The sequence below is a fragment of the Paenibacillus sp. USHLN196 genome, assembly GCF_037144955.1.
Lineage (GTDB): Bacteria > Bacillota > Bacilli > Paenibacillales > Paenibacillaceae > Paenibacillus > Paenibacillus xylanexedens_C.
The window spans coordinates 420,752-432,821 of sequence record NZ_JBBCYH010000005.1; the positions used below are offsets into that span (position 1 = coordinate 420,752).

General features: G+C 41.7%; 14 protein-coding genes. 2 read left to right on the plus strand and 12 right to left on the minus strand.

Annotated elements, in window-relative coordinates; genetic code table 11:
* Nucleotides 1-285 precede the first annotated feature (285 nt).
* Both WFI24_RS15385 and WFI24_RS15390 read left to right on the plus strand, forming a co-directional pair.
* Nucleotides 286-711: an Rrf2 family transcriptional regulator gene (locus tag WFI24_RS15385; RefSeq protein WP_336762071.1), complete on the plus strand. Its 426-nt coding sequence runs from the start codon at nucleotides 286-288 to the stop codon at nucleotides 709-711.
* A gap of 157 nt (nucleotides 712-868) precedes the next feature.
* Nucleotides 869-1,726, plus strand: coding sequence for an SDR family oxidoreductase (locus WFI24_RS15390; protein WP_336762073.1), 858 nt, complete (start codon nucleotides 869-871; stop codon nucleotides 1,724-1,726).
* A 143-nt stretch (nucleotides 1,727-1,869) separates the two neighbouring features.
* On the opposite strand, the gene WFI24_RS15395 is transcribed toward WFI24_RS15390, so the two are convergent.
* The 12 genes from WFI24_RS15395 to WFI24_RS15450 all read right to left on the minus strand — a co-directional run bounded on the left by WFI24_RS15395 (nucleotide 1,870) and on the right by WFI24_RS15450 (nucleotide 12,070).
* Entirely contained in the window at nucleotides 1,870-2,415 is a 546-nt protein-coding gene (locus WFI24_RS15395; RefSeq protein ID WP_442956225.1) for an RNA 2'-phosphotransferase, read from the minus strand.
* A gap of 23 nt (nucleotides 2,416-2,438) precedes the next feature.
* Entirely contained in the window at nucleotides 2,439-2,879 is a 441-nt protein-coding gene (imm48, locus tag WFI24_RS15400; RefSeq protein ID WP_336762078.1) for an Imm48 family immunity protein, read from the minus strand.
* Nucleotides 2,880-3,058: 179 nt separating this feature from the next.
* Entirely contained in the window at nucleotides 3,059-3,955 is an 897-nt protein-coding gene (locus WFI24_RS15405) for a nucleotidyl transferase AbiEii/AbiGii toxin family protein (RefSeq protein WP_336762080.1), read from the minus strand.
* A 37-nt stretch (nucleotides 3,956-3,992) separates the two neighbouring features.
* The gene (locus tag WFI24_RS15410; protein ID WP_336762081.1) at nucleotides 3,993-4,574 is read right to left on the minus strand and encodes a hypothetical protein; all 582 of its coding nucleotides are present in this window, start codon (nucleotides 4,572-4,574) and stop codon (nucleotides 3,993-3,995) included.
* A gap of 415 nt (nucleotides 4,575-4,989) precedes the next feature.
* Nucleotides 4,990-5,250 carry an SMI1/KNR4 family protein gene (locus tag WFI24_RS15415; RefSeq protein ID WP_336762083.1) on the minus strand — a complete coding sequence of 87 codons (261 nt, stop codon included), beginning with the start codon at nucleotides 5,248-5,250 and terminating at the stop codon, nucleotides 4,990-4,992.
* A 204-nt stretch (nucleotides 5,251-5,454) separates the two neighbouring features.
* On the minus strand, nucleotides 5,455-6,141 hold the full coding sequence (locus WFI24_RS15420) for an Imm3 family immunity protein (protein WP_336762085.1): 687 nt from the start codon (nucleotides 6,139-6,141) through the stop codon (nucleotides 5,455-5,457).
* Between the two features lie 12 nt (nucleotides 6,142-6,153).
* Nucleotides 6,154-6,567, minus strand: a complete 414-nt coding sequence (locus WFI24_RS15425; RefSeq protein ID WP_336762086.1) for a deaminase domain-containing protein — start codon at nucleotides 6,565-6,567, stop codon at nucleotides 6,154-6,156.
* Between the two features lie 16 nt (nucleotides 6,568-6,583).
* Complete coding sequence (locus WFI24_RS15430) at nucleotides 6,584-6,811, minus strand: Imm3 family immunity protein (RefSeq protein WP_336762257.1); 228 nt, start codon at nucleotides 6,809-6,811, stop codon at nucleotides 6,584-6,586.
* Nucleotides 6,812-7,394: 583 nt separating this feature from the next.
* Nucleotides 7,395-7,544, minus strand: a complete 150-nt coding sequence (locus WFI24_RS15435; protein WP_336762088.1) for a hypothetical protein — start codon at nucleotides 7,542-7,544, stop codon at nucleotides 7,395-7,397.
* 381 nt (nucleotides 7,545-7,925) lie between these two features.
* A complete protein-coding gene (locus WFI24_RS15440) occupies nucleotides 7,926-8,390 on the minus strand; it encodes a DUF600 domain-containing protein (protein WP_336762090.1) in 465 nt (154 codons plus the stop codon).
* 15 nt (nucleotides 8,391-8,405) lie between these two features.
* The gene (locus WFI24_RS15445) at nucleotides 8,406-11,633 is read right to left on the minus strand and encodes a DNA/RNA non-specific endonuclease (RefSeq protein ID WP_336762091.1); all 3,228 of its coding nucleotides are present in this window, start codon (nucleotides 11,631-11,633) and stop codon (nucleotides 8,406-8,408) included.
* Between the two features lie 2 nt (nucleotides 11,634-11,635).
* Nucleotides 11,636-12,070 (minus strand): DUF4280 domain-containing protein, encoded by a 435-nt coding sequence (locus tag WFI24_RS15450; protein ID WP_221821865.1) that lies wholly within the window; start codon nucleotides 12,068-12,070, stop codon nucleotides 11,636-11,638.

Sequence of the window (12,070 nt, forward strand, 5' to 3'; positions counted from 1 at the left end):
TAGTTCCTATTTATTTGGCAAAATACATGCCCAGCTCCTTTCATACAAGGTTATTCCAAACCAACGCAATTCATTTCACTACGAGACATCTAGCCAGATTATATAACTCTATTTTTAATTGTCAATTAAAACATATTTTTCTATTTTTCTATCGCTAGATTCACTTAGAGAAGCCAGCTATAAAGTATTTAAAGCATGCCCGATTTCACTTAAGAAGAAATAAAAAATAGGATTTGACAAAAGATCACTTTGTAACTATTATGGTTACAACGGTGGTGATCATCAATGAAACAAATCAGCAGTCGCTTTTCCATCGCGGTTCATACCCTGTCCCTGATCGCTGTTATGCCCAATGAATGCACCGGAGATATTATCGCTCAGAGTGTGAATACGAATCCCGTAATTATCCGGCGAATCATGTCCAAGCTGAAACAGGCGGGTCTGATCGACGTCAGACCCGGTGTAGGCGGTGCTTCCTTGTTGAAAGACCCGGCGAATATTACCCTTCTCGATGTATATCGAGCGCTTGAGGTCGTGGAGGATGGAGAACTGTTTAACTTCCACAAACACCCGAACCCGCAATGTCCGGTTGGTAATATGATTGAACACACCTTGCGTGCCGAACTCATTGAGGCTCAGACAGCTATGGAACAGCGCTTGAATCGTGTAACGATACAACAGATGATGGATCAGGTTCATGTCTCTGAATAAAAAAAGCTCATTGCGAGCTTTTTTTAACCTTTTCGTTGTAATCATACCTGTTATAACACCTTTGATTACATCCATATGCAATATACGTATACGGCTTGCTAGCTTGGGTTAAGTAAGACGTAGACAACCACAACACATATTATAGGAGGAATAGAAGATGAAAATTTTGGTTACTGGGGCAACAGGTCAATTGGGTTCACTGGTCGTAGAAGCATTGTTAAAAGCGGGTTCTGCCAAAAATTTGGCTGTAAGTGTACGTAATCCAGAGAAAGCGGAAGCTCTCCAAGCTCAAGGTGTTGACGTTCGTCACGGTGATTTCGATCAACCGGAGACGTTGGAAAAAGCCTTTGCGGGTGTAGATCGTCTGTTGCTCATCTCCACCGATGGTGACAATGAAACGCGTATTCGCCAACATCAGGCTGCCATTGACGCTGCCAAGAGCGCAGGCGTTGGCTTCATAGCTTACACAAGCGTTGTGAATGCAGAGAAAAACACCCTTTCCCTGGCTGAAGTTCACCGCGCTACAGAACAAGCTATTCGTGAGTCTGGCATCCCTTATTCCCTCTTACGCAATAACTGGTATCTGGAGAATGAAGCAGGCAGCGTGCAAGCAGCTACGCAAGGCGCACCTTGGGTTCATGCCACCAACGACAGCCAAGTAGGCTGGGCTACCCGCAGTGATTATGCTCATGCTGCTGCAGCTGTACTTGCAGGTGAAGGACATGAAAATACCGTATATGAATTGTCCGGCAAATTGCGCACTCAAGCTGAACTGGCTGCCATTGTTGGTGAAGTGCTCGGACAGGAAATCAGCGTGCAAAACGTGGACGATGCCGCTTATGCTGACATCATGAAAGGCGCAGGTCTACCGGACTTTGTCGTATCCATGCTCGTTGATATGCAAGGTGCCATCCGTGAAGGCGCGCTGGCAGTAGAGAGTGATACATTGGAGAAATTACTTGGCCGTCCGGCTCAGCCACTAAGCGAAGGTATTAAAGCGATTGTAGGCAAGTAAGATTGGGATATGAGAATTCCAAGAATTGAATTCTCTCTCCTCTATAGATAGAAGAGAATGAAATAGAAAACCCAAAAAGGGACACACCAATGAATATTGGATGTGTCCTTTTTGGGTATAGCTAACGATCAATAGTTCATCGCTCATTGCTTAATATAACGTGCCGGAATATGATCGGCCAGCCAGATATTTTCGTTTCCATGATAAAAGAGGATTCCGTCTATAGCCGCTTGGGCAGCATTAATTTTCAAAATGACAGGCTGATCATCACGTCTTCGTCCCACCTGAGTGGCTGTATCGATATCTGCGGATAGATGTACATATTGCCTTTGCCGCGGCTGTAAGCCATGTTCCATAATAGAATTCACTGCACGTGCGGGGGTACCATGGTAAAGGGTTTCCGGTGGCTCAGCAGATGACTTGGATATCTTATGGGGCGTCGAGTGTCCATACAATGCCCGAATACGGCCAGAACGGATCTCATGTCTCTTTTTCTCCGAAGCTTGGATCATCTGCTCTAGATCAGCTTCCGTTACTTCCTTCCACTGTGGACTTTCATGTAGAGCCACCAGCAATTGCGAGATTTCCACCCAACCCTCTTCGTCCAGCTCCAGCTCATACTCCCATGGAGCATGACGCAGAGCGTATGAGAGTTCCTTGCTTAATTTCATCAGATCCAATGCAATCATCTCCCCAATCTAATAAAACTCGTCTATTGCTGCGATTGAACCGCTGTTAAAATCTCCTGAATGTTACGTGCCAATCCCTCATCGTCTTCCTGATTGAACTGGCGGTGTCCGTCAATCCCACGTTGGATAATCGTATTCATCACTGGATGAACCTCCCGATCCGAAGCCACCCGAATCAGATCATCGGCAAAGTCGACGGCCTGCTGCTCACTGTAGTTAAACGGCTTAATCAGCATCCGGATACTTAGTGCATGCGCTTGTGGCTCTGCCAGCTGATCCCTGTTCGTAATGCCATACACCGCACCAAACCCAAAAGCAGCCATCACCTGACGCTCCAGTTCCGCCGTTTGTTCCAACGGTGTGCCCATCAGCTCACATATTTTGTCCACCATCTGCTCCAGCTCATTTGCCGCCGCAGCCAGGATTACGTCATTAATATCCTCAGCGTTGATAAATTCAGTCATATTGGTTTTCTCCATTTCTGCACCGTATTTAATCTTTTCTCTCAGACTCTATGAGAACATTGTATCGGAGATAGGGTATTCGTATCAAATTCATCTACGAATAAAGGCGAAGTGAATACTTCCAAAGCAGTTTTCTTACAGAAAGCTTTTAGCTCCGCTTCTTCAGTGCATGACGATCTCTATGTATGCGTGGTGCAGCTTGGTAAATGATCATATGCTTCACTGTTAATACCGACGTGATTCATCGTTTGGCGCAGCTCCGAAACAAATTCCATAAAATACACTTCAGGACTACGGCTTCCGGCATAATACTGCAGGTCATAATCGTAATTTAACCTCGAAAATACATCATGCAGATCGTCAACCAGTATCTTTTTCATATCCTCTCTCGTAATAGCTGGGTCCATGCTGCACTCGTTGGCCAGGGTCTGCATTGTCTCCTTGAGCGCCTGCTGATCGTATGACGGGTTAGACAACAGATGCTGCAAATCATACAAGTCTTTAAACCTGGGCCTGACTATCGTTTGATGCAGCTTCCATGCAATTTGGATGGAGAGTGGTACAGTGTAAGGAACGACGAAAGCTTCACCAACCATGGGTTGGTAGGATAGAGCAACAGACTCCTCACTCAAGTCGAGGTTAAAGGATATATCCAGATGCAACTCATCCTCATACTCATTTTCATTCCTTGGTTCACTATCAATATAAAAGGCAAGCTCCGTGTTCACCGTAGGAAAATCATCCGCCATCGCGTAGTCTATTCTGCGCCAGAAGGCGTTCTCACTAAAGCTTCGGAATACGATACCGTCATTCAGGTACATCTCCGTTACCCTAATCAACCAATCTGTAAATATTTCATTGGCCTGATGCTCAGTCTCAATTCGACCTGTATACAGAAAGTCGATGTCATCCACATAACGAATATCGGGATTCTCCAAATACTGTCTTGTTAATAGGCTTCCTTTTAATACAAATGGACTATTCACCAGAGAAGCGCGCTTTAATAAAGCTTCTAACACAACAATGAATCTCTCATCCTCATTTAGGAGGTGCATTTTTATGTTTTTTTCTGACACTCGTTCTCCTCCTCCATTCATCGTACTCAACATCCAATTAGATCCATCCACGATCCAGTTCTTCCCGGCTGTCATAGATGCACAGTTCATATTGCTGTTTTAACAGTTCGATCTTGTTCGTATGCAAAATGGCATGGATCTCTCCCACTCTACGATAAAAATGTTCTGCACTCTCATATTCACGGACTGTTACGAATCTCACTTTGCCATCTGCATTAAGTGAGTTCCGTGAGATATGTCCGCCTGAATCGCCGCACAACTGCTTCAATCTGCCCACATTATCAACATGTACTTTACCGTGCCATTCGAAATAAGGCTTGAACTGCGCCAGCATCGGCTGATCAAAATACGTTTCTTCCTTAGCCGGAATTTCCACCTTCGTCCGAACAACTGTGAATCCGTTATCCCGAAATTTCGCCCCAACTTCTTCAATAACATTCTTCACTTCTTCGTAATTCGTGCTATGTACAATGCCAGTAATCATTGGCTGATTAATATATTCACCTTTGTCCAAGATGATCAACACGGGCTTCACGTTCTCTTCATTACAGATGTTGATAAAGGTCTCTTTCTCGTTCTGCTTCAGATCACGCATGGTTACATGATATTCAAATTCCATCGGGTCACTTCCTTACTGGTTTTTGTCATCTGTCATTAGACAGATCTCTCTTCTCATCTTCTGTTAATTCTCCACGCACATCACTTAACTCAAATATTTCCACAGATCTTCTTTAAGTTTTACAATTCACGTTCAAAACGCTCCACTAGCTTCTCTACAAGATACTGACAACCGGGTCACGCATTAACATGAACTAGAACAACCTTATTCACTCAGCAATTCAAAAAATTCTAATATATTAGGCGCGACTTTTTGTGTCACATGAGAGAACACCTCCGACTCTTCATGAAAACAAATAACTACAGTAGGCTCTTCTGTTTCTCTAAAATCCAAACAAATAAAATCTCCTGAAAAAGCGCTGAAATAGGAACTACATTCATTCCCACTAAATCTTCATTATCAGTTAATCTATCACCTATTTGCGTAATAGAACTTCAATATCATACCATCCATTAATAGGATCAGACTCACTGTCATCCAATATACAAAGAAATTTCTCAATTATATATTCACGCCCATTAAAACTAAACTTATTCGTGATTGGCACAGCTCCATTATTCTCCTCAATAAGACTCTTATAAGTTTCAGGAAATGAAACTCTCAAGCTTCGCTCAACTACTTCTAATAATTCATTGTTAGGCAATGGAAAGACAATGGTATTAACATCCACTCTCATTTCTTTCACACCATATCTTTTAGATTTATTTCGTATTCCTTTGATTTTGAGTATGAAAAAAGCTCATTCCTACTCATGATTCAAGTGAGAAAGAGCCTTTTGGAAAGCTTATCAAGGTATTTGAATACCTATTTTTTGATAAATTTTACTACCTTGCTGCTGTTAATTACAAAAAAAATGGTTTGTACCAAAAATTTGAAATTATTACTCTATTAAACTTTGTATACGTTTCAATAGATCTGTTTTTTCATATAAATCCAATTCATCATTAACAGAATTTATTTTAAAGCTATTTATTTCATTAAGTAGTTCTTTAGAGATTGTTTGATTTTGATTTTTTTCCGATAAAATTTCAGCCAATGTCACATATACTGTAATCTTTGTACTAAGAGTACGGTCACAACTCCTTTTATATCGATACAGTACTTGCTCTATGACCTCATCCTTATTCACATTGCTGGTAATAAGCTCTGAACAAAAATCCCTAACTGCATTCGTTATCTCTGTGTAGTACCATCTTGCCTGGTTGCACAAATCTATAGGCATTAGTTTTATTTTTTGCAAAGCCTTATCTTTACGAATCGATAATTCATCAAATTGCTCTTGTGTTAATTGCCCATCTTTTATTTGATTTTCAATTCCCTCCAAATTAATTGATTCCAATTCATGTATAAGAATTTCTTTTGTTTTACTTAAAATTCTTGGGTTCTGTAATGAAAGCTCCACATATACAATAAATATTAAAGCTCTTTCCATTTCGTCAACGATGCTTTCGGAGTAAAATTCATTAAATGTCATGTTGATTGCTTCGTCATGACTATAATATTCTTTTTTATACTTTTCAACATCTCCATAAAATTCATCTATTAAATCTTGATATTGCCACGCCATATAAATCACCTCTTATTTTTTTTGAACTTTACTTCCACCATTATGAATAACTTCAATCGTTATGCCTGGATAATCTTTTTGAAAATCACTAATATTTTTATTACAACTTAAACACGTGTCATTTTCTGTAAATAGTTTCACTTTTCCCTTTATATTAGGATTTGGTGGACCAAGTTGCTTAGCAAGATCATTTATTATTTTATGCTCTGTATCGCTATTTCTTGGTATACTTTTCCCTAAACTATTAGGAGCATCCTCAGCTGGGTACCTCACTTCGCCTTTTGGTTTATATGAAAAACCATCATAATTAAACTCTGGTTGGTGTGGTGGTGATGGTCCATCAACTTGACTGTGTGCATAGAATTCTTTTTTCATCCCTTGAATATCAACTTCTGCATAGCCAAAGTTCGCTCCGCTTTTATTCAAAGCACCATTAGATAATCTACCTTTTAGCTCTGATTATTTCTTCTTCATTTATGGAGTCTGTGTTGATTTGATCAAAAAACTTATTAAGTTCATCTGACAATTCTTCATAGTACCAACATACCCTTGGAAAATAATCCACAGGTTTATTATCCAATTGTTTAAGTACTTTGTCTTTACGTGAAATTAATTCATTGAATTGATCACTTGATAATTTATTCTCTTGTTCTATTAATTTAGTTCGGATATTGTTTCCATCATATACTCCTTAAAAGTGTGTAGAATCCTTACATGAGAAACTAAAATTTCTGCAATGATAACACTTATCACCGCTTTATCTGTCTCACTTTTTTCATTGACATATCATATTCATTAAATGTCCTTGCAATAGCCTCCTTACTACTCATCTTTTCCTCTTCTTTAAACTCACAATACGTCTCAATTTCCGAGTACTCTTTATAACTTGTGTACATTTTTTAGAAATCTCCGAAAATTTTTTTTGAAGTCTTAGGTGGAATAGGAACATCACCATTGATACTATCCATCCCATAGTTCAGCAAAGGCTTCATCGCTCATGGGGGCCTTTAGCCTCCATGATAGATGTCTCATTTCATAAAGGCTTCAGTTCTTGTGCCTTCCAATAATCATAACTCCCTAGTTCCTCTACCGTGATATGAGGCCCTACGAAAAAAATATCGTTTTCTCCGGGTTTCCATCACATTACTGTAATAATCCAGCGAACTTTTCAGTTCCTGATCCACCTGTTATTTCGTCAATTTCTCTCGAATATAAACTGGAATTTCATAATATGTGGCACTAATTTCCTGATGTTACTGATGTAACTTCTTGAGTAGATCAATGGGGGAAGTCGATGTGGTCAGCTCTTTGGCGGCCGTCAGCATTTTACCCAGCATCGTCCATTTCGCTTCGTTCTCCTGCTGTTGGACTCGGTAAATCTGTTCGTGAGACAGTCTGGTCAATATATAGCCTCACAATATAATATTCAGGCTAGCGTACAAATTAGGTATAAAGTTTATAGTACTACATCAATTAGGGTAACGTACTTACAGTTGGGAGATTTCTAGGAAAATCAAGAAGAAAACGAAGATAACAAAAAACAGGTTAATCGTGGTAGTATCTGACCATAATCAACCTGTTCAATGTAAAAAGGAACAGCATTATTTAAGTTATACAATTCAAGGATTTGATGTGCATATAAATGAAATGACTACATCTTTATACGGTTTTACATTGGTTATATTTGTTATTGGTTGAACAATGGGATCATCTTCACTGCTAATTCTCAATATTTTAAAAGATTCTCATAGCTCTGCGTGATATAAAGTAGATGAGAAATCATCTTAAGCGCTATGTTCTTTTTGAATTTGCTCGAACCATTCCTTTGCAATGTCGTCTGCAGTTTTTACAGGATCATTTGAATAAACCAGTTCATATTTATATTCTGCTTTAAGGCTATTTTTTGTAACATCATATACCAATTTTATTTCAGTTGGCATTTCTCTTTTGTGTTCGTCGCATGATCTATATATCTTTTCAATATCATCATTAATAATATTCAAAACACCTTTTTGTCTTTCGACTGATATGTCATATAGAAAACCATAACTACCATCTAATGCATCGTTAAGTTTGTGTTTCTTTACAAGCTTACCGTTAATAAAACAGAAGAAATCACTGGAAATAACGCTTTCCTCAAATGAACAATAGATATATATTTTTTCCGCTCTTTTTTGAACATACTCTAAACAAATGGAGACCATATCTGCTTGAAGTTCACTAAAAATATCTTCAAATACTTTGCTCATAGTAACCTGCCTTTTTTAATTTAATATACTCTTTGAAAAAACTTCCCCATCAATTTCATATTGCACATTAAATTTAGATGGGCGCACACTATCTCCGTCATATTTCACTTCAACATTTACTTTTACTTGTTTCCCTTCTTTAATCGCATTAGCCCATTGATTCTCAATTTTCTTATATTGGCTTAAATTCACATTACTTAGTTGTGAAACAAGGTTGTCAATTTCTGGTGAGCCACCAAATCTATCCCCTGCCAAATGACCCGCATGGTCGCCTGGCTCTTTGCCTGGAGTAACTGGATCATGAGGTAATCTGCTACCCCTCTCAGTTAATTTTAAATCGTCAGCAGTAAATTTTTCAAGTCTTCCCTCACTATCAGTTTTATAGATATATTCATATTCACCTGTTTTATATGTTACATTTGGCTTTAGCTTCCCATCTACTATATGACTTCCATCACGTATAACATCATCAACTTGACTACCAACATTACCCGTCCCCTCAGTTCCTTCCTTATTTCCCTTCGGTTTGCTTGTGTCCTGTTCTCCCTCTGGTTCTGGTGGCTTAGGTGGTTTAGTATCCACTTCAGAATTATCCTCAACCTTATTTGGCAGAGTTTTCTTCCATGAGTTCACGTCATTTGGAGTAGCATCTTTTTCTGGATTCGTCTTAGTTTCGGTATCTTTTGGTTTCTGTTTTGGTGGCTTCTGATCACTACCCGCTTGGTTAGGTTTAGTTTCAGTTTCACCTTCTGTTTTGCCACCAGAACTTGCTTGTCCCGTTTTTTTCGACTTATTCCCGCTCCAATCGCTTCCTCCACCAGAAACGATCCTCATTTTCTGACCGTCTGTCCATTTCTTCTTTGCAAATGTCGCTGCTGTTTTTAATCCGTTACCAACAACTTGCATGACCTTTCCTTCAATGTCTGGCGTCCTTACCCTTAGATTACCACCAATCATCGTTCCGTTCTCTATTAAATCGCGATGCATTTCATAATCGTAGATCATCTCTACGAATTTCTCATCGCTAATCGGATTGTAAATCAACTGTGTCAGATATTTCATCTGTTCCAATGTCAGGTCCTGACGCAACCAAAAATCGTAATCTTTTACTTCCTCGACGGTAATATTATGATATATGCCAGCCCTGTCTAATGCCCATGAAATTTCTTGGTAATAGGGCGAAAAGAAGGTTTGATGTTGAACATCGTCTTTCTCCACACTCTTGAAAAATTCCAGCGACTTCTGCAGGTCACGCTGGGCTTTTTCATGCGCCCACTTCTCACGGAAGTAACTCGGAATCTGCTCATAAGCAAGGCTAATTTCCTTGTTCTGTTGTTCCAACTTCTTAAAGAAATCAGTCACCGAAGTCGATGTAGTCAACTCTTTGGCGGCCGTCAACATTTTCCCAAGCATCGTCCATTTCGCTTCGTTCTCCTGCTGTTGGAGCTCGGTAAATCTGTTCGTAAATCGGTCCAGCAAATTCAGAGCCGAAGGCTTGAAGGAGCCTAACTTCGGCACGCTCGCGATGAGACCCGTTGCAACGGCAGCAATACCTACGCCGATGGCTGTCTGAGCAGCAATCCCCCCTAGAGCTCCCAGGATCGGAATCATAGCAGTGATGGCCAACGCAGCTCCAGCCAACGATCCATCTTTCGGGTTCGTCGTTGATGCCTGCGTCACTGCAGCAACCTCTGCGGCTGCTGCGGCCTGAGCCGCTTCGTACTCCTCAATCGGCATCAGCGGTGGCTCCGGCTCCGGAGGCAGATCCGCCACATGAACAGGCGCTTTGTTGCTGCCCTCCTGTTGCAATAGACCTGCTCGTACGTTGGCCTCCCCGTCCAAAATGAAGCTACCACCCCCGCCAAGCAGCCAAATCGCTTCTGGTGCTGTGGCTTCGATCTGTCCGGCTGCAAGCAGGATATTGCTGCCTTGAATGGACAGATTGCCTGGACTATCCAATACGATCCCCTGATCATTCAAGGTAATCGTTAACCCGGATCCGGCTTGCAGTGTAACCTCCTCAGGCGACATCCCGATAGAGCTTCCGGCAGGATGCCCCCAGACTTTATGCTCTGTCCCTCCGTTAGTGGAACGTTTACCCTCAGAGATAGAATGACGAATGTACGCTCCGGATTCAAGACTACTTGGAAAATATAATTCCACCTGATCCCCGATCTCCGGCATCATGTATAATCCGCTATGCCCTTCCGCAGCATAAACTGGCGCGACCGGATAGGGGCAGGCGGAGCCTTGCGTCATCGGGCCCTCATCCATGGGTAATTTGATCTGAATGTGATCATGAATCACGCGGACCACCTCGCCGTACAGCGATAACCCAATCAGGTCCGATAGATTGCATCTAGGTACACGAATGTGGTCTTCGAGTACCATGCGATATGTCGTCATGAGCAACCCGGATTCCAGTCGCGAATGGGCATACACCACGGTCAGCTCTCTGCCATCCGGAAGTTCGACCTTGTCTCCCAACGCATAGGTCTCGACACTTTCCACCGTATATTGCAATACGCCTTGCGATCCCTTGGGGCCCTGAATAATATATCGATCTTCCGTTCCGGAGCCGTGCCAGTCGATTCCGGCCAGCTCCTTACGAAACTGATAAGGTTGGTCTTCTGGCCATTTCCACAACGTACCTACTGGCAAACCGATATACAGTTTTGGTGATGCCGCTGTGATTTCGGGGACCAGCACTGTACCGAATCGCGAGGCAAGCCTGCGTAGGAACATCCAATCGGTCTCTTTATATTGTAATACAAGTCCGCTCAATGAGGTATTTCCTGTAACCTGATCCATGACATCCGAATAGCGGTAAGAATTCATAATGAATTGAATGAGTTCTTTGAACGTCCACCCTCTGTTTTGAAAGGCTCTTTCCTCAATTCGCATATCCATTTGATAGGAGTTGGACAAGGCTTCAAGTTCGAATCGATAGACCCCTCCCGACAAATGAACCGAGAGCGATGTCATTACGCCATGGAAGAGTCTCCTCACTGATCTACCATTTTTATCGACTTGTCTGAGTACGATAGATTCCCCTTCAGCCTGAACTTGAAGAATGCCCGGCCCATCCTCTTCCGGAATTATACCGCTGACGTAGAGTTTCGCATGCTCGTTCACTTGGCGGGTAATTTGCACGCCTTCTAACCACTGAGCACGATAAGGCCAATATAGATGAATTTGCTCATAACCGATCTGGTCGAGTTTCTTCTCCGTAATTTCATTCATCGTCAAAAGTCCAATTGCTGTCCGTCATTCTCTATGACGATATCTCCGCCATACAGACACTTGTGCGTACAGTGACTGAGCAGTGCAGCTTTCCCTTCCACCTTGGTATCTCCCTTTCCATGAAGCCAAGGCATGGTCAGCACGGGAACGCAAGGCGCTTTCTTAACCCCATAGATGTCAACCATCGTGCTTGCCGCCACTACTGGATTAACTGGATTGGAACAGTTACCGAACGATCCAATATGAATACCTGGAACATAATCCTCGACAGTCATCTTCGCCTTCCCCTTGATATATACGCCATGACTGAATGGTATCTTCAATCGTGTACGCTGCGTCCCACAATTGCATTTAAGTATTGCTCCTGCAACGACATAGCTTTTAGAGGCTTCTCCAGCCGTATGAATCTGGGCATCATGATCTTGACTTCGCGCCAT